The sequence below is a fragment of the Pseudomonas sihuiensis genome, assembly GCF_900106015.1.
Taxonomy (GTDB): domain Bacteria; phylum Pseudomonadota; class Gammaproteobacteria; order Pseudomonadales; family Pseudomonadaceae; genus Aquipseudomonas; species Aquipseudomonas sihuiensis.
The window spans coordinates 1238518-1256084 of sequence record NZ_LT629797.1 but is presented as its reverse complement, the minus strand read 5'-3'; the positions used below and the strand labels follow the sequence as shown (position 1 = coordinate 1256084).

14 protein-coding genes and 1 pseudogene are annotated in these 17567 nt (G+C 61.3%); 10 read left to right on the top strand and 5 right to left on the bottom strand.

Annotation, left to right across the window (positions count from 1 at the left end; translation table 11 throughout):
• Positions 1 to 33: 33 nt before the first annotated feature.
• Entirely contained in the window at positions 34 to 1245 is a 1212-nt protein-coding gene (locus tag BLT86_RS05950; RefSeq protein ID WP_197676095.1) for a sigma-54-dependent transcriptional regulator, read from the bottom strand.
• 227 nt (positions 1246 to 1472) lie between these two features.
• On the opposite strand from BLT86_RS05950, the gene BLT86_RS05945 reads away from it, so the two are divergent.
• The 4 genes from BLT86_RS05945 to BLT86_RS05930 all read left to right on the top strand — a co-directional run bounded on the left by BLT86_RS05945 (position 1473) and on the right by BLT86_RS05930 (position 5354).
• A complete protein-coding gene (locus tag BLT86_RS05945) occupies positions 1473 to 3347 on the top strand; it encodes a di-heme-cytochrome C peroxidase (protein ID WP_092375295.1) in 1875 nt (624 codons plus the stop codon).
• Positions 3348 to 3380: 33 nt separating this feature from the next.
• Complete coding sequence (locus BLT86_RS05940; protein WP_092375292.1) at positions 3381 to 4574, top strand: catalase family protein; 1194 nt, start codon at positions 3381 to 3383, stop codon at positions 4572 to 4574.
• A 181-nt stretch (positions 4575 to 4755) separates the two neighbouring features.
• The gene (locus BLT86_RS05935) at positions 4756 to 5025 is read left to right on the top strand and encodes a hypothetical protein (RefSeq protein ID WP_003460201.1); all 270 of its coding nucleotides are present in this window, start codon (positions 4756 to 4758) and stop codon (positions 5023 to 5025) included.
• A gap of 101 nt (positions 5026 to 5126) precedes the next feature.
• On the top strand, positions 5127 to 5354 hold the full coding sequence (locus tag BLT86_RS05930) for a DUF1272 domain-containing protein (RefSeq protein WP_003460203.1): 228 nt from the start codon (positions 5127 to 5129) through the stop codon (positions 5352 to 5354).
• Between the two features lie 51 nt (positions 5355 to 5405).
• Here the strand turns inward: BLT86_RS05930 and nfuA are convergent, their stop codons facing one another.
• Positions 5406 to 5990, bottom strand: a complete 585-nt coding sequence (gene nfuA / locus BLT86_RS05925; RefSeq protein WP_003460205.1) for a Fe-S biogenesis protein NfuA — start codon at positions 5988 to 5990, stop codon at positions 5406 to 5408.
• 142 nt (positions 5991 to 6132) lie between these two features.
• Entirely contained in the window at positions 6133 to 8409 is a 2277-nt protein-coding gene (locus BLT86_RS05920) for a fatty acid cis/trans isomerase (protein ID WP_092375289.1), read from the bottom strand.
• 152 nt (positions 8410 to 8561) lie between these two features.
• Here BLT86_RS05920 and metH point away from each other — a divergent pair, with 152 nt between their 5' ends.
• Entirely contained in the window at positions 8562 to 12272 is a 3711-nt protein-coding gene (metH, locus tag BLT86_RS05915; RefSeq protein ID WP_092375286.1) for a methionine synthase, read from the top strand.
• Positions 12273 to 12424: 152 nt separating this feature from the next.
• Positions 12425 to 12760 carry an osmotically-inducible lipoprotein OsmE gene (gene osmE / locus BLT86_RS05910; RefSeq protein WP_092375283.1) on the top strand — a complete coding sequence of 112 codons (336 nt, stop codon included), beginning with the start codon at positions 12425 to 12427 and terminating at the stop codon, positions 12758 to 12760.
• Between the two features lie 41 nt (positions 12761 to 12801).
• Here the strand turns inward: osmE and BLT86_RS26550 are convergent, their stop codons facing one another.
• Both BLT86_RS26550 and BLT86_RS05905 read right to left on the bottom strand, forming a co-directional pair.
• Complete coding sequence (locus tag BLT86_RS26550; protein ID WP_442873392.1) at positions 12802 to 12888, bottom strand: small membrane protein YohP; 87 nt, start codon at positions 12886 to 12888, stop codon at positions 12802 to 12804.
• Positions 12889 to 12976: 88 nt separating this feature from the next.
• The gene (locus BLT86_RS05905; protein ID WP_003460213.1) at positions 12977 to 13270 is read right to left on the bottom strand and encodes a DUF1883 domain-containing protein; all 294 of its coding nucleotides are present in this window, start codon (positions 13268 to 13270) and stop codon (positions 12977 to 12979) included.
• Between the two features lie 139 nt (positions 13271 to 13409).
• On the opposite strand from BLT86_RS05905, the gene BLT86_RS05900 reads away from it, so the two are divergent.
• From BLT86_RS05900 to BLT86_RS26405, 4 genes and pseudogenes are all read left to right on the top strand, one after another.
• Positions 13410 to 14435 carry a DUF5924 family protein gene (locus BLT86_RS05900; protein ID WP_092375280.1) on the top strand — a complete coding sequence of 342 codons (1026 nt, stop codon included), beginning with the start codon at positions 13410 to 13412 and terminating at the stop codon, positions 14433 to 14435.
• Positions 14436 to 14450: 15 nt separating this feature from the next.
• Complete coding sequence (locus BLT86_RS05895; RefSeq protein ID WP_017676930.1) at positions 14451 to 15491, top strand: RNA methyltransferase; 1041 nt, start codon at positions 14451 to 14453, stop codon at positions 15489 to 15491.
• Between the two features lie 147 nt (positions 15492 to 15638).
• A pseudogene (locus tag BLT86_RS26410) lies at positions 15639 to 16664 on the top strand (HAMP domain-containing protein); the annotation flags it as partial.
• A 30-nt stretch (positions 16665 to 16694) separates the two neighbouring features.
• On the top strand, positions 16695 to 17522 hold the full coding sequence (locus tag BLT86_RS26405) for a methyl-accepting chemotaxis protein (RefSeq protein ID WP_370605062.1): 828 nt from the start codon (positions 16695 to 16697) through the stop codon (positions 17520 to 17522).
• Positions 17523 to 17567: the final 45 nt, after the last annotated feature.

Here is a 17567-nt window from a genome sequence, read left to right as displayed (position 1 = left end):
TAGCAGTGTTTCTCGAGCGTTACAGCATGCGTCTCAGCGCAGACGATGCTTGTGCAGCAAGCGATAGAAGGTTGGCCGCGAAATCCCGAGCGTGCGCGCGGCCTGGCTCATGTTGTTGGCGTAGCGGCCCAGGACGTCGTTCAGCGCCAGCCGTTCGGCCCGCAGTATGTAGTCCTCCAGCGTTACCGGAGCGTCGATGCTGGCCTGTGCCGGGCGCAAGCCAAGGTCGGCTGCAAGAATCTGTCGTCCTTGAGCCAGCACCAGTGCGCGTATCACGCGATTGCGCAGCTCACGCACATTGCCTGGCCAGGGATGGCTGATCATGGCGGTGATCGCCTCTTCACTGAAACGCCGATGATGCCGCCCGATCATCGCCCCGTGCTGTTTGGCGAAATGCTCGGCCAGCAGCGACAGGTCGCCTGGATGTTCGCGCAGATTCGGCGTTTGTAGCTGTTGCGCCGCCAATAGATGAAACAGATCCCGCCTGAAACGTCCCTGCTGCAGTGCCTGCACCAACTCGCCTCGGTCCAGGGTCAATAGATATGCTTGAGGATGGCGCTGCAGGTAGTCCAGCAACCTTTGCTGGTCAGCCGCAGAAAGCAGGGAAGCGTTTTCGAGCAGTACACTGGTAACGCTCGATGCGGCGAGAGCGGCCTCGTCGAGAGGCTCGGCGCAGTCGATAGCGCGCATGGCCTGGGCAGCAAAGGATGAGCGCTGATGGAGCAAGCGGGCCAGAAGGTGCTTGCCGCTACCACGTTCCCCGCTGACAAGTAGCGGCCCTTCGATACGGCTCAGGCGATCGAGCTGCCGACGCAGACTGCGCGCTGCACCGCAATTGCCCAAGTACTGCGGCAGTTGTCGTCCGCTTTTCAATCTGCGCAAGCGAGTGGCTGCCTGCGCCTGTTGCAAGGTTTCCAGTAAGCGGGACATTTCCCCCGGCAATGTCAGCGCGGCGAAACACCATTCGCCGATCAGCTCTTCGCTGCCGATCTGCCTCAATCGCTCGGCATCCGCCAGCACGATGCAACCCAGTCCCGTCAGTTGCAGCTGTTTGAGCAATGCATGACTCGGTCGCTGATCAAGGTGAAGCAGGAGTGCATCACCGGCATGGTCGTTGAGCGTTTCTGGCGTGCAGCGCTGCAAGGTCCAGCCAGCCGCCTGCAAAGGCTGAAACAGCGTCTCGCATGCATCGAAAGGTTCGAGCACCAGTAATTGCCGGGATGCGACGGAAACAGCCTCCAACATATCCCATCCTTGGCGCCATTATTTTGTAATTCCAATAAAAACAACAATTTGGCGCTCGCAAACGTAAAGTTAGCAAGAACTTTGACGCTCCATGGATCATTTCTCTATATCCGTTGTTCCTGCTGGTTATTGCAGAGTTTTCATGATCACGGCGATGGCACCTTGCCAATAGCCTGCAGTATTGGCATAACAGGCCGATTAATAAGAACGCTACAAGGATGTCTCTGATGCGTCTGCTTCGCCGTACTCTGAAACTCGTGATTTTGCTGGCACTGATCGGCCTGGCCGTGGCGCTGTATTACGTGGCCAACCCCAATCTCCCGACCTATCAGCAGCCCAGCGAGTTGCACTACCTGCAGCAATGGAGCGAAGAGCAGCGCCAGACCTATTACTACACGCCGCAGGGCACCACGGTTAAAGGCCTGCGCTATGACTGGTTCAGCGCGCTGGAAATGCCGTTCGGTACCGAGAAATTCGCCCGCCTCGATTATCTGGCCCGCTTCGGCTTTCTCACCGATCCCAAGCAGCAGCCAAGCGCTCTGAATCCCGGCAATCTGCCGGTCGGTTTTACCCGTCACCAGGACAGCGAAAGCGGCGAGCACTTTCTCGATATCAGCTGCGCCGCCTGCCATACCGGCGAGCTGCGCTACAAAGGCCAGGCTGTGCGTATCGACGGTGGTGCCGCCCTGCACTCTCTAGCCTCTACCGTGCCGACCCTACGCGGCGGCGGTTTTGGCCAGGCGCTGGGTATGAGCATGGCCTTCACCTATTACAACCCGCTGAAATTCCGTCGTTTTGCCCAGGAAGTCCTGGGTGATCAATACCCGCAAGGCCGTGACCAGCTACGCGAGGATTTCAAGCAAGTGCTCGACCGGCTGCTGGCAACTGCCTTCAACGACTGGCACCGCGGCCTGTATCCGACCGAAGAAGGCTTTGGCCGTACCGATGCATTCGGTCGTATCGCCAATACCGTGTTCGGCGATGTGCTGGATGACGCCAACTACCGCGTCGCCAATGCCCCGGTCAGCTACCCGCAACTCTGGGACATCTGGAAATTCGACTGGGTGCAATGGAATGGCTCGGCCATGCAACCGATGGCGCGCAACGTTGGCGAAGCCCTGGGCGTAGGCGCCAGCCTGCATCTGCTCGACGAACACGGCAAAGGCGTTGCCGAGGCTGATCGCTACGCCTCCAGCGTGCGCCTGCATGACCTCTACACCCTTGAGGAAACCTTGAAACGGCTGCAGCCACCCAAGTGGCCAGAGGCTGTATTCGGCAAGGTGGATCTGCCGCTGGCCAGCCGTGGCAAGGCGCTCTACACCGAGAATTGCGCCTATTGTCATGCCCCCGATCCCAAGCCGCGCGACCAGCGCCTGGCACCGTCGCGCGATCCTGAGTGGAAGATGCGCGTCGTACCGATCAGCATCGTCGGCACCGACCCAACTACCGCCGACAACATCGCTGACCATCGTTTCGACATCAGTCGCCTGGGCTGGACCAAGGCCGAGTTGTCGAAGCTGGACGTGCGTCTGTACGGCGCCAGCCTCGATGAGGTCGATTTCAAGAGCATTTCCAGCGCCAAGGGCCTGGCCTATATCACTGCTTATGTGGAGAACCGCGCCTATCAGGACGCCGGTATCGGGCCACGCCAGCGCAAGGAAATGGACGGCTACGGCCTGCCCATCGGCGTTCAGGAGAAGCGCGGCTACAAGGCCCGCCCACTCGATGGTATCTGGGCCACCCCGCCCTTCCTGCACAACGGATCGGTGCCCAATCTGTTCGAGCTGCTCTCTCCTGTATACGAGCGGCAGGCCCAGTTCTGGGTCGGTAATTTCGAATTCGACCCGGTACGCGTGGGCTATCGCAGCGACAAGTTCCCGGGTGGTTTCCTGCTCGATACCCGCGTTACCGGCAATGGCAATGGTGGCCATGAGTTCCGCGATGGCTGCCGTCAGGAGGGCGTCATCGGGCGCGCCTTGTCGCCGGACGAACGCCTGGCGCTGATCGAATACCTCAAGGTGCTCGGCAACGCTGACCTGGAGACTCAGCTCAGCGACGTGCCGGTACAAACCTGGACACCCGGGCCGAGCTGCGAAGGCTGATTTCAACCGATATCTAGAACAAGGATTGCAACGATGTTGAAACGCTTCTGGCTCTGGCTCGGTCGCCTGCTCGGCAAACTGCTGTTCACCGTCGTTCTGGTCGGCCTGGTTGGCTGGGGTTTGGGCGAAGCCTATTACGCCTGGAAATTCTCCGGCCCGGTCTCCACGCAAGAACAGATCGCGCCGGATGAAAAAGCGCTGACCAGGCTGATCATCGAAGATGCGGTACGCATCGTCGAGCAACACCGTGATAACACCCGCGTACTGCGCGATGCGCATGCCAAGGCCCACGGCTGCGTCAAAGCCGAGGTGCAGGTGCTGGATACACTGGACGAGTCACTGCGCCAAGGCGTGTTCAGCGAACCTGGGCATACCTGGCAGGCCTGGATGCGCCTGTCCAACGGCAACGCTTACCCGCAGTTTGATCGTGCCCGCGATGCACGTGGCATGGCCATCAAGCTGCTCGACGTGCCTGGCAAGAAACTCATGAAGAGCCCGGTGCATGCTGGCGAACAGGATTTCGTGATGTTCAACCATCCAGCCTTCTTCGTTCGCGACGTGGCCGAGTACCGCACCAATTTCGCCGCTCAGGCAGATGGCAAGAAGGTCCAGGCTTTCTTCCCAAGCTGGGACCCGCGCACCTGGGAGGCACGCCACCTGATTATCGCCCTGAAGACCCTGGCTCCGGCGCCAGAGAGCCCCGTGGCCACTACCTACAACTCCATCGCGCCGTTCAAGCTCGGCGAATTGAACATCAAGTACCGCGTGGTGCCCGCCCCACAGAATTGCCCACCCTACGAGCTGCCGGAACAAAACACCGACCTGCCCAACTTCCTGCGTAATGCGCTCTACCAGCAGTTGTCACTGGACCGTGCGCCGGCGTGTTTTGAACTTCAGGTGCAAAAGCAGAACGCGCAGTACTACATGCCCATCGAAGATCCGACTGTCGAATGGAGTGAAAAGATATCGCCCTTCGAGAGCGTTGCGCGTATTACCGTACAGCCGCAGGACTTCGATAGCCGCGAACAAAACCTGTTCTGCGACAATTTGTCCTTCAACCCCTGGCACGCACTTCCTGAACACCGGCCTATCGGGGGCATAAACCGTTTGCGCAAATCGGTATATGAGGCGGTAAGCGCCTATCGCCATCAGCGCAACGCCCCAGCCCTCGCTAACGCTGCGCCGCAGCCAGTTACGCAAGAAACAGAGGTGGAACTTTCGCAGTAGAAAGTTGTAGCCGGCGAGACGCCTGAAGTTTTTATCAAGGCACACTACGCCGGTAATAAAACTTTTTTCAGCCATGTGTGACTTATGGGTCTACTGAGTTCATCAACAACATTGAAAGGCCAACATCAATAACCTGTTGGCCGCCATTGATTGTTGGGAACAACTCGGAGAAACCGACCCCATGAACACACCGCTGCGTTTCAACGAAGCCCTGCTGATTGCCGATCGCGCCTTCCGCCCGTTCCAGTGCGTGGCCTGGGCTCCGCAGGACGGCACCGGCGTCGTCAGCATCAGCGTCATCGACCGCACCAACACCCGCCTGCTCGGCCGCACCCAGCTGTCCAGCGCCACCTACAGCGACCCGCAACAGCTGGAAGACGCACTGCAGCGCTCCCGTGATGAGCTGCGCAGCCAGGGTTTTGACCTGGCGCCTTGGAGCATGCCGGAATAAACCCCGTCGGGGCGCCTTGCGCGCCCCCAGATTTGCCCGTTGCGCTTGGCCGCCAGCGACTGCAGACTGCTGCGATCACCCACTGTGCCGAGCCTCGCGCCATGCTTGAACTGCGCCCCAACTGCGAGAACTGCGACTGCGATCTGCCTGCGTCCAGTGTTGACGCCTTGATCTGCTCCTTCGAGTGCACCTTCTGCCGCTCCTGCGCCGAATCCATCCTGGCGCTACGCTGCCCGAACTGCGGCGGCGAACTGGTGAAGCGGCCGATTCGCCCGGCCGAAAAGCTCGAACGCTTCCCCGCCTCCAGCAAACGTGTACTCAAGGCCTGAAATGAAAAAGGGGCGACTCCAGTCGCCCCTTTTTCATGTGCAAGACGCCTATCAGTAGTAGGCGTTCTCGCGATTGCTGTGGTCGGTCACGTCACGCACCCCCTTGAGCTCTGGAATGCGCTCGAGCAGGGTTTTCTCGATGCCTTCCTTGAGGGTGTAATCGGCTTGGCCACAGCCCTGGCAACCACCGCCGAACTGCAGCACGGCAATGCCCTCTTCGACCACGTCGATCAGCGTCACCTGGCCGCCATGGCTGGCCAGGCCGGGATTGATCTCGGTCTGCAGGTAGTAGTTGATACGTTCGTTGAGCGGACTGTCTTCGTTGACCATCGGCACCTTGGCGTTCGGCGCCTTGATGGTCAACTGGCCGCCCATGCGATCGGTGGCGTAGTCGACGACTGCGTCTTCCAGGAAAGGCTCACTGACGCCATCGATCCAGGCGGTGAAACTGGCCAGGCCAACGGCGGTGTCTTCAGGCTTCTGCTCACCCGGCTTGCAGTAGGCAATGCAGGTTTCCGCGTAAGGCGTACCTGGCTGGGTGATGAAAACTCGGATGCCGATACCCGGAGTGTCCTGCTTGCTCAGCAGCTCGGCCAGGTAATCTTCGGCAGCTTGGGTAATGATGATGGCGCTCATGGCAACTCCTCGCGAACATGGACGCAGTGTACGCCAGAGCGCCGCCCGGTTAAAGCCCAACTAAATTAGTAGGAATTGATCGCAACCATAGCCGCCATGCGACAAGCAATCTGGAGCGCACTTCACGTGCGCTCCGGTGCATTTAGAGGTTCTGGTAGCGGTTCATATCCAGCACGCCTGTCTCCAGCGGCTGGGTTTCGCGAATATGCTCGGCGAGATCGTGAAAATAGCGCCAGAACTCGGGATGACTGCGCCGTACACCCCAGCGCTCGACGATTTGCTCGAAGGATTTTGCGTCGCTGACAGCTTCCATCTGCTTGACGAAGGCATCCACCGCCCCCGCTTTGACCGTGAACAGGAAATTCGGATAGCTGCTCAGCACTTCCGGGTAGATGGTCAGGGTGTCCAGGCGCGGTTGATAGCGCAGCTCCTCTCCCAGCATGAACGCCACGTTGCTGTGCGCACGGTTGCGCAGCAGGCTGTAGATCTCGCGCGAGCCATCGCTCAGCTCTACCCGCAACATCGTCGCTTCTGGCAGTTGATCAATCACCCGCAAGCCGCCCGCCGGACGACTGGCCAGGCGCGCCAACGTCTGCTCGACATCTTGCAGCTCCCTGGGCAAACCGTCGCGATAACACTGCGCGCCTGTGCAGCGGTTGATCGGGTCAGGACGCGCGTTGAGCTTGGCGTAGCGCTGCAGCAGCTGTTCGGCGAACTGCTTCTTCGGATCCTCACCGGTCAGGCCAATGGCGCTCGGTGAACGATGATCGACTGAGGTGTAGTCCAGCAGCATCTTTAACTTGCCGCTGTTCTGATACCAGTCATCCAGGTAGGCCTCACGTGAGCGCGCTGGCAGCAGGCGCAGAAAGTTCACTTCGGCGCCATTGCGGATCAGATCGAAATACAATCGCGTCTGCGCCTGGTGCGAAACGTTGCCGAACACGTCGAAGTTGACCACCAGTTGGTAGTAGGTGCGCTCCAGCAGCGGGTAATCCATCCACCAGAGGGTCTGCGGAATCTCGCCGAGCAGGCCTTTGCGCACCGAGGCACTGTCGTGCTGGCGGAAGATCGACAGCAGCGCGTTGTCATTGCCGCTCCAGATATGTGCCCAGTCCGCAGGAGGTGCGTCGGCGTAAGCGTCCTTGCGCAGGTTCTCGTAATCGTTGCGCTTGTCGCGATAGTTGCGCCACAAGCCCAGCAGATCGCCGATATCGTCGAACTGGCCGGGCATGGCCAACAGCGGCGTGGCCTCGCGCTGGTAATTGGCATCGGTGATGTAGAGATCGTGCTCCGGCGCCTGGAACACGGCCCAGAAGTTGTCGCGAATCACGTCAGTGGCGATCTGCCCGCGGCACACCGGACCACGGATGAAGGTACGCACGAAGTACTCGGCGTTATCCAGCATGAACTGATAGCGCGCACGCGCCGGAATCGCGGCGAAGGTTTCGAAGGGGTTGGCGCGGCGTTGTGCGCCGTAACCCGGCACAGCGTCCAGCGCCCAGTCTTCGCCGAAGAACAGCTCCTTGACCCGTGCCAGCTTGGCGTCACCCAGTGGGTAGGTGATATGCGTCTTGTGCACGATCACGCCCTGGATCGGCCATAGCCGGTAGTAGAACTCGGTGCCCGGATCGTCGTTCGGGCGGCGCGTGGCGATAGGATCGATGGGTTTGCCGCTAGGGGTACGCGAACGGACCATCTGGAAGAAGTGCCCGGGCTCCCCGCCCTCGAAGTGCAGATGCGCGAGGAACAAATGCTCGTACAGCCAGCGCGCAACCAGATCCTGCCGCGCACCGGGCGCATTCAAGAATTTTTCCCACTGCTCCACCTGGCGCAACTCGACTGCACTCGGCGTGAGCGTCTGTTCGGCGACCGGCGCACCCTGGGCCAGCCACTGTTCAAGGGTGGCGTACTCGTCATCGTTCAGCCCCGTCACGGCGAACGGCATGCCGCCATGGGGATTCTTCTGCGCATAGGCGGCGAACTCCTCCGGCAACGGACAGCTGTTGCTGCGAGTGATGGCGATGTCGAGATTGTCAGGGAGCTTGGCATTGGGCTCCAGTGGCTGACTGCGACCCAGCTCCAGCATGCGCTTGATCAGCGCAGCCTGGCCGTTCTCGCCATCGAGCACCGAATGAAAGTCGCGCTGGCGCCAGGCCGCCTCGCCCTGTGCATCCAGATAAAGCCGAGTGGTCGCTTGCGCCTTGCTGCGCGTACCGTCGTACACCAGTTGCTTGCTGGCGCCACGCGCAATGCCTTCGCCACTGCCCAGATTGAGCTGGCACGGCGCGTCATAACAGGTATGGCAGGCTACGCATTTGTGGGTGAGGATCGGTTGGACGTCATCGATATAGGAAATCGCTTCCGCACGGGCCAGGCCGGCTGCGAAAGAAAGAAGAAACAGAGCAGCGGGCTTGAGCATGGCCACGTCCTTGAGTGCGATGCTGGCAATTCTAACGAGACGGCGCCTCCAGCAACATGAATGAAATTCATGAAAAGCCCGCTGGTGCTCCAGAACCCTGCAGCTTTGCTATCATCGCCCACCTTTGTTTCCGCTTTGCTCAGGTAGTTCTCATGTCCGATCGCAGCGCCCGCCTCCAAGCCCTCCAGCAAGCCCTGAAGGAGCGCATCCTGATCCTCGATGGCGGCATGGGCACCATGATCCAGAGCTACAAGCTGGAAGAGGCCGACTACCGCGGCGAGCGCTTCGCCGACTGGCCGAGCGACGTCAAAGGCAACAACGACCTGCTGCTGCTCAGCCAGCCGCAGATCATCGCAGCCATCGAGAAGGCTTATCTGGATGCCGGCGCCGACATTCTGGAAACCAATACCTTCAATGCCACCCAGGTATCCCAGGCCGACTACGGCATGGAGGGCCTGGCCTATGAGCTGAACGTCGCCGGTGCCCGTGTAGCTCGTGAAGTGGCCGACGCCAAGACCCTGGAAACCCCGGATCGCCCGCGCTTCGTCGCCGGCGTGCTTGGCCCGACCAGCCGTACCTGCTCGATTTCCCCTGACGTTAACGATCCCGGCTACCGCAACGTTACCTTCGATGAACTGGTAGACAACTACACCGAGGCCACTCGCGGCCTGATCGCAGGCGGCGCCGACCTGATCCTGATCGAGACCATCTTCGACACCCTCAACGCCAAGGCGGCGATCTTCGCCGTGCAGCAAGTGTTCGATGAAGACGGCGTCGAGTTGCCGATCATGATTTCCGGCACCATCACCGACGCCTCCGGCCGTACACTGTCCGGCCAAACCACCGAGGCGTTCTGGAACTCGGTACGGCACGCCAACCCTATCTCCGTCGGTCTGAACTGCGCCCTTGGCGCCAAAGACCTGCGCCCTTACCTGGAAGAACTGTCGAACAAGGCAGACACCCACGTCTCTGCGCACCCCAACGCCGGCCTGCCCAACGCCTTCGGCGAGTACGACGAATCGCCTGCCGAGATGGCTGCGGTGGTCGAAGAGTTCGCCGCCAGCGGCTTTCTCAACATCATTGGCGGTTGCTGCGGCACCACGCCAGGGCATATCCAGGCCATTGCCGAGGCGGTCGCCAAGTACCAACCTCGCACCATTCCAGAGATTCCCAAGGCCTGCCGCCTGTCGGGCCTCGAGCCCTTCACCATCGACCGCAACTCGCTGTTCGTCAACGTCGGCGAGCGTACCAACATCACCGGCTCCGCCAAGTTCGCCCGCCTGATCCGCGAGGAGAACTACACCGAGGCACTGGAAGTCGCCCTGCAGCAGGTGGAAGCCGGCGCTCAGGTGATCGACATCAACATGGACGAAGGCATGCTCGACTCCAAGGCCGCCATGGTTAGGTTCCTCAACCTGATCGCCGGTGAGCCGGACATCTCGCGCGTGCCGATCATGATCGACTCCTCCAAGTGGGAAGTGATCGAAGCGGGCCTGAAGTGCATCCAGGGCAAGGGCATCGTCAACTCGATCTCGATGAAGGAAGGCGTCGAGCAGTTCAAGCACCACGCCAAGCTGTGCAAGCGCTACGGCGCCGCCGTGGTGGTGATGGCCTTCGACGAGGTCGGCCAGGCCGATACCGCCGCGCGCAAGAAGGAAATCTGCCAGCGCAGCTACGACATTCTGGTCAACGAAGTGGGCTTCCCGCCGGAAGACATCATCTTCGACCCGAACATCTTCGCCGTGGCCACCGGCATCGAAGAGCACAACAACTACGCCGTGGACTTCATCGAGGCCTGCGCCTTCATTCGCGACAACCTGCCCTATGCGCTGAGCTCGGGTGGCGTCTCCAACGTGTCGTTCTCGTTTCGCGGCAACAACCCGGTGCGTGAAGCGATCCACTCGGTATTTCTCTACTACGCGATCCAGAACGGCCTGACCATGGGCATCGTCAACGCCGGCCAACTGGAAATCTACGACGAGATTCCCAAGGAGCTGCGCGACAAGGTCGAGGATGTGGTGCTCAACCGCACATCCGGCGGCACCGACGCCCTGCTCGCCATCGCCGACAAGTACAAGGGCGACGGCGCCGTCAAGGAAGTCGAGAACGAGGAGTGGCGCTCGCTGCCGGTGGACAAGCGCCTGGAACACGCGCTGGTCAAAGGCATCACTGCCTTTATCGTCGAAGACACCGAGGAGTGCCGCCAGCAATGCGCGCGCCCCATCGAGGTCATCGAAGGCCCGCTGATGAGCGGCATGAACGTGGTCGGCGACCTGTTCGGCTCGGGCAAGATGTTCCTGCCCCAGGTGGTCAAGTCTGCCCGCGTTATGAAGCAGGCCGTTGCCCACCTGATTCCCTTCATCGAAGCGGAGAAAGGCGACAAGCCGGAAGCCAAGGGCAAGATCCTCATGGCCACGGTCAAGGGTGACGTACACGATATCGGCAAGAACATCGTCGGCGTGGTGCTGGGCTGTAACGGCTACGACATCGTCGACCTCGGCGTGATGGTGCCGGCGGAGAAAATCCTGCAGACCGCCATCGCCGAGAAGTGCGACATCATTGGCCTGTCCGGCCTGATCACTCCCTCGCTGGACGAGATGGTGCATGTCGCCAAGGAAATGCAGCGCCAGGGCTTCACCTTGCCATTGATGATCGGTGGCGCCACCACCTCCAAGGCCCACACCGCGGTGAAGATCGACCCGCAGTACAGCAACGACGCGGTGGTCTACGTCACCGACGCTTCGCGCGCCGTCGGCGTGGCCACCCAGCTGTTGTCCAAGGAGCTGAAGGCCGATTTCGTGCGCAAGACCCGCGAGGAATACGTGGTGGTGCGTGAACGCACCTCGGCCCGAGCCTCGCGCACCGAGCGCCTGGGCTATGCCGATGCCATCGCCAACAAGCCGGCCTTCGACTGGAACGGCTACGTCGCGCCCAAGCCGAGCTTCACCGGTACCCAGGTGCTTGACGACATCGACCTGGCGACCCTGGCCGAGTACATCGACTGGACACCGTTCTTCATCTCCTGGGACCTGGCTGGCAAGTACCCTCGCATCCTCACCGACGAAGTGGTTGGCGAAGCTGCCACCGCGTTGTTTGACGACGCCCAGGCGATGCTGAAGAAGCTGATCGACGAGAAACTGATCAAGGCCCGCGCGGTGTTCGGCTTCTGGCCGGCCAACCAGGTCGCCCATGACGACATCGAAGTCTATGGTAACGACGGCAAGCCCCTGGCCACCCTGCACCACCTGCGCCAGCAGACCATCAAGCCCGACGGCAAGCCGAACCTGTCGCTGGCCGACTTCGTCGCGCCGAAGGAAAGCGGTGTGACCGACTACGTCGGCGGCTTCATCACCACCGCTGGCATCGGTGCCGAGGAAGTGGCCAAGGCCTATGAGGCCAAGGGCGACGACTACAACTCGATCATGGTCAAGGCCCTGGCCGACCGCCTGGCCGAGGCCTGCGCCGAATGGCTGCACGAGCGTGTGCGCAAGGACTACTGGGGTTATGCCAGGGATGAACAGCTGGACAACGAAGCACTGATCCGCGAGCAGTACAAGGGCATCCGCCCTGCCCCCGGCTACCCGGCCTGCCCGGATCACACCGAGAAGGCCACGCTGTTCAAGCTGCTCGACCCCGAGGCTGACTACCACAAGGCCGGCAAGAGCGGCGTGTTTCTCACCGAGCACTACGCCATGTTCCCTGCGGCAGCAGTGTCCGGCTGGTACTTCGCCCACCCCGAGGCGCAGTACTTCGCCGTGGGCAAGGTGGACAAGGATCAGATCGAGCAGTACAGCAAGCGCAAGGGCCAGGACATCGCTGTCAGCGAACGCTGGCTGATGCCGAACCTGGGCTACGACGACTGATGCAAAAGAGCCCGCAATCGCGGGCTCTTTTCATTCATGCAGCGACGAATGAGGCGCGACTCGCGCCGATCATCGAAAAACTCGAACTCTCATGCACGGACGCGGCTCCAAAACATGTCGAGCCATTTCGGCTCAATCGACGGAGCGATGACATGTACAAGCACAGCCTTGCATTACTGGCCGTAGCGGCTGCGGTGAGCGGTTGCTCGACCTTCGAGAACCCGGCCGATTACCTGACCTTCCGCAATGAGCCATTGGTCAAGCAGGTCGACCACGGCATGACTCAGGAACAGGTACGCACCCTCGGTGGGCCACCCTCTTCGGACGTGCGCAACAGTGTCACAGGCGGCACCTGCAACAACTACGTGCTGAATGTCGACGGCCTGGAGCAGCCCTATTACGTGGACTTCGACGTCAACGGCCGGGTCGACAGCAAGGGCTTCATGACCTGCGAGCAGCACCAGGGCAACCAGCGCAAACGGCTCTGAATGCGATCAGCCCCGCTGCACGCAGCGGGGCCATTCATTGGCTAGAAGATCAGTGAGAGCAATCCCACCACCACGATCAGGCCGATGATGAAAATGATACCGACGGTACCGCCCAGAAACTTCAGCATGCTGACTCTCCTTTTTCGAGGTTCACGAGTTGTGACCTCGACCTGGCTGTCAGCGTTTAGCTTTTTTCTTCACCTGCAGCGGCGAGCATCAGGCGCCCGGGCGACGGACGATCTTGATGCTGTACTCCATCTGCGGCTTGCGCGTCACGCTCACCGCACGACGGCTGACGGTATCCAGCGTGATGTTCCAGAAACCACTGGAGGGCACGCGAATCTTCGCTGGGAACTTGATGAAGGCGCCGCCGTGATAACTGTGCCGACCACGGTTCCTGAACGCGCGAAAGTTGGCATCGTTCATCAGGCGGATGTTGCAGGGCTGCGAACACTGGATGACCACCAGATCGCCCTCTTCCAGATGCTCGCGTTGATGGATGAATTTCATCGTTTTCGGACTCGGTGGTGAAACGGGGGCGCAATAGTGCCGCAAGCGGCCCGACACCGCCAGCGCAGCTGACGACTCGCTTGCAGCCAAGGCTCGGGCTACCTAGGATGCGCGCCCAACACTGTCATTTGCTGCTGCCATGAAAGTCGTGCTCGACCGCATCCCCACGCTGATCGCCCTGCTGCGCCGTTACCCAGGCCTGGTCGCCCTGTTCGGCTTCTGCTCGGGCGTGGCCAGTTTTCTCCTGGTCGACCGCCAGGCGTACCTGGCCAAGGTACTCGGCGTAGTATTGCTGGTCAGTTGGGTCTGGTTGATTCTGGAGAACCTGCTGCGTGAACGCATTGCCCGGCGCTTCGGCTTCGAATTGCCGTTGCCGCTGCTGCGCTACGGCACACAGATGATCCACCAGGAAAGTCTGTTCTTCGTCTTGCCGTTCTTCTTCATCACCACCACCTGGAACAGCGGGCAGTTACTGTTCAGCGGCCTGCTGGCGATCGCCGCCCTGGCCTCGATCACCGACCCGATTTACTACCGCTGGCTGGCGCCCAGGCGCTGGTTGCTGTTGATCTTTCACAGCCTGGCGCTGTTCGCGGTGATGCTGACCGCGTTGCCGATCATCTTTCACCTCAGTACCCCGCAGAGCTACCGGATCGCTCTGGCGGTTGCCACGGTACTGGCTTTACCAAGCCTGCCCGGCTTGATCGGTTTCGCTGGTTGGCGGCGCATTGTGTTGCTGGCTGCCCTGCCTCTGGCGATGGCCAGCGCCGGCTGGATGGCGCGAGTCTGGGTGCCGCCGGCAACGCTGTGGCTGACCGAGGTAGCGATCAGCGATCACTTCGATGGCGCGCAGCGCACGCCAGGCGAAAGCCTGCGGCAGATCAGCCCTGAGCAATTGCTCAATGACGGGCTCTACGCCTACACCTCGATCAATGCTCCACGCGGCCTCAACGAGCGCATCTACCACGTCTGGCAGCACAACGGTCAGGAAGTCGACCGCATTGCCCTGGACATCAACGGCGGGCGCAAGGAGGGCTATCGCGCCTGGACGCACAAACTCAACTTCCCCGCCTCGCCCGAAGGCCGCTGGCAGGTGCGGGTCGTCACCGAAGCCGGGCAGATGATCGGCGCGCTACGCTTCGACGTGGTCGCCCCCACGGCCAAGTGATAGCATGCGCGCCCCATGCAGCTCACCGAACTCAACCAACGCCTCGCCGACCTTGGCGCCAAACCCCAGCATATCGGGCGCATTACCCGTGCCTGGCTGCAGGGCAAGCCGTTGGATACCGGCACCAAGCATCAGAAGACCGAGAACTTCCTGCCACTGACGGTACGTGAAGGGCTGCCTGCTATCGCCAGCGAACTGGACGCACTGGCCCGGCTGCGCTCCGAACACCCTGGCGCCGACGGCTCGGCTCGCCTGCTGGTGGAGCTGGCCGACAAACAGATGGTGGAAAGCGTACTGTTGCCACGTGATGGCCTGTGCATCTCCAGCCAGGTGGGCTGCGCGGTAGCCTGTGTGTTCTGCATGACCGGCAAGAGCGGTCTGCTGCGCCAGCTCAGCAGCGCCGAGATGGTCGCCCAGGTCGCCCTGGGTCGGCGCTTTCGCCCGGTGAAGAAAGTGGTGTTCATGGGCATGGGCGAGCCGGCGCACAATCTCGACAACGTTCTTGAGGCCATCGATCTGCTCGGCACCGAGGGCGGTATCGGTCAGCGCAACCTGGTGTTCTCCACCGTTGGTGACCCGCGGGTGTTCGAGCGCCTGCCCAAGCAACGCGTGCGCCCTGCCCTGGCGCTGTCGCTGCATACCACTGACGCCGAACTGCGCCAACGCCTGCTGCCCAAGGCGCCGCGCATCGATCCTGAAGAGCTGGTGGAACTGGGCGAAGCCTACGCGCGCACCATCGACTACCCGATCCAGTACCAGTGGACCCTGCTCAAGGGCATCAACGACAGCCAGGAAGAGATGGACAACATCCTGCGCCTGTTCAAGGGCAAGTTCGCCGTGCTCAACCTGATCCCCTACAACAGCCTGGAAGCCGACGACTACCAGCGCCCCGACGGCGAGCGCATCGTCGAGATGGTGCGTTATCTGCACAGCCGTGGCGTGCTGACCAAGGTGCGCAATTCGGCCGGCCAGGATGTCGACGGCGGTTGCGGTCAACTGCGCGCCCGCGCGGTGGATGTGGTCAATACCAGTCGCTTGCACAGAAAGCGCGGCTGAGGCTCAAGAACGGCACCTGAGAGCCGATACAAAAACGTACAGAGAGACCACACGTCCCGCCGGCGAAAAGCCAGCACTGTATTTGCCTTGCAGACAACTGCCTTGCATGGATGCAGCCCCGTCGTCTTGGTGCCCAGGAGCCCATTCATGAAAATCGCCCACAAGGTCGGTATCGCGGCCGCTACCGTGCTGTTCCTTACCACCAGCCTGCTGTCGCTATCCCAGGTCAGCCAGGTCCGCGACACACTGCGCAGTCAGGTCGAATCGAGCATTGCCGAATCGAGCAATGCATTGGCCAGACAGATCGAGAATTGGCTAAACGCCAAACTGCGTCTGATTGACCTGATGTCGCAAACCATCGACAGCAGCTACAGCCCTGAAGAAAACCAGCGTGTATTCGATGCGCCACTGCTCAAGAACGAGTTCATTCTGGTCTTCGGTGCGCTGGAAGCGGACGGCAAGCCAATCAAGAACAGTGACGACTGGAAACCCAGCGCCGACTGGGACGGCCGTAAACGCCCCTGGTATGCGACCGGCAAGGCTGGCAACCAGGCAGTGCTGACCGAACCCTACGTCGACTCCACCACCAATGAAATCCTCATCTCTGCTGTCGCCCGGATCAGCGACGCGGGTCAGTTTCTCGGCGTGTTCGGTGGCGATATCCGCCTGCAATCGGTCGCCGATGCGATCAACACCCTGGACTTCAATGGCGCCGGCTATGCCTTCCTGCTCAGCCGCTCGGGCAATATCATTTCCCACCCCAATGCCGAGTACAACGGCAAGTCCTACAGCGAACTGTTCGACGGCCAGAGCCCGACGCTGAGCAAGGAACTGCGCGAAGTCGAGGCCGGCGGCAAGAACCTGCTGGTCTCCTTCACCCCGCTACCCAACCTGCGCGGCATGGACTGGTACATCGGCGTGGTGCTGGACGAGAGCGTGGTGATGGCCGAAGCCAACCGCCTGACCTGGCTGGCCGTGGTCGGCACCGTGGTCGGTGTGGCAATCAGCTTGGTGGTGCTGGGCCTGCTGATGAACAGCCTGCTCAAACCACTGAGCCTGCTCAGCACCTCGTTGCGTGAGATCAACAGCGGCGAAGGTGACCTGACTCGCCGCCTGGCGATCACCAGCAACGACGAGATCGGCGAGCTGTCGCAGGAATTCAACCGCTTCCTGCAGACCCTGCAGACGTTGATTGGCGACGTCATGGGCAGCTCGCGCCAGGTCCGCGAAAGTACGGCTCTGACCTCAAACGAGTCGGAACAGGCCGCGCGCCGCCTGCAGGAACAGCTGCAAGAGCTGGATCAGCTTGCCACCGCTATGCAGGAAATGGCCTCGACTGCCGAGGAAGTGGCGCGCAACGCCCAGGCCGCAGCCCAGGCCGCCGTCGCCGCCAACGAAGAAACCGAAAACGGCGTGCGCGTGGTGTCGCAATCCAGCGCGGCGATCCGCCATCTGGCCGACGAGATGGATGGCACCAGCCACGCGATCAACGAGCTGGCCAAGCTCAGCCACAACATCGAGTCGATTCTGCAGGTCATCACCAGCATCGCCGAGCAGACCAACCTGCTGGCACTGAACGCCGCCATCGAAGCCGCGCGCGCCGGTGAATCCGGCCGTGGCTTTGCCGTGGTCGCCGATGAGGTGCGCTCGCTGGCCTCGCGCACGCAGCAGGCCACCCAGGAAATCCGCCAGATGATCGATCAACTGCAAGGCGGTGTGCGTCAGGCCGAAAGCCGCATGCAACAGAGCCGCGACACGGCCAGCAAGACGGCCGAAGACGCCGGCGCGGCCAACGACATGCTCGGCCGTATCCGCGAGGCGATCACCCGCATCAACGACATGAACCTGCAGATCGCCACCGCGGCCGAGGAGCAAAGCGCCACCACCGAGGAGATCAACCGCAACACCACCAACATTCGCGACATCAGCCATGAACTGGCTGGCGGCGCCGAACAGCAGGTGCGCCAGTGCGGCTCGATGGTGGAACAGGTTGGCCAGCAGGATCGCCTGCTGGGGCGTTTCAAGGTCTGAACCATGAGCGATTGAATGACGCACAACAAAAGCCCCGGCATGCCG

Coding starts and splice junctions, on each gene's coding strand:
- BLT86_RS05950 (WP_197676095.1), bottom strand. CDS start 1,245: ATGTTGGAGGCTGTTTCCGTCGCATCCCGGCAATTACTGGTGCTCGAA.
- BLT86_RS05945 (WP_092375295.1), top strand. CDS start 1,473: ATGCGTCTGCTTCGCCGTACTCTGAAACTCGTGATTTTGCTGGCACTG.
- BLT86_RS05940 (WP_092375292.1), top strand. CDS start 3,381: ATGTTGAAACGCTTCTGGCTCTGGCTCGGTCGCCTGCTCGGCAAACTG.
- BLT86_RS05935 (WP_003460201.1), top strand. CDS start 4,756: ATGAACACACCGCTGCGTTTCAACGAAGCCCTGCTGATTGCCGATCGC.
- BLT86_RS05930 (WP_003460203.1), top strand. CDS start 5,127: ATGCTTGAACTGCGCCCCAACTGCGAGAACTGCGACTGCGATCTGCCT.
- nfuA (WP_003460205.1), bottom strand. CDS start 5,990: ATGAGCGCCATCATCATTACCCAAGCTGCCGAAGATTACCTGGCCGAG.
- BLT86_RS05920 (WP_092375289.1), bottom strand. CDS start 8,409: ATGCTCAAGCCCGCTGCTCTGTTTCTTCTTTCTTTCGCAGCCGGCCTG.
- metH (WP_092375286.1), top strand. CDS start 8,562: ATGTCCGATCGCAGCGCCCGCCTCCAAGCCCTCCAGCAAGCCCTGAAG.
- osmE (WP_092375283.1), top strand. CDS start 12,425: ATGTACAAGCACAGCCTTGCATTACTGGCCGTAGCGGCTGCGGTGAGC.
- BLT86_RS26550 (WP_442873392.1), bottom strand. CDS start 12,888: ATGCTGAAGTTTCTGGGCGGTACCGTCGGTATCATTTTCATCATCGGC.
- BLT86_RS05905 (WP_003460213.1), bottom strand. CDS start 13,270: ATGAAATTCATCCATCAACGCGAGCATCTGGAAGAGGGCGATCTGGTG.
- BLT86_RS05900 (WP_092375280.1), top strand. CDS start 13,410: ATGAAAGTCGTGCTCGACCGCATCCCCACGCTGATCGCCCTGCTGCGC.
- BLT86_RS05895 (WP_017676930.1), top strand. CDS start 14,451: ATGCAGCTCACCGAACTCAACCAACGCCTCGCCGACCTTGGCGCCAAA.
- BLT86_RS26405 (WP_370605062.1), top strand. CDS start 16,695: ATGGGCAGCTCGCGCCAGGTCCGCGAAAGTACGGCTCTGACCTCAAAC.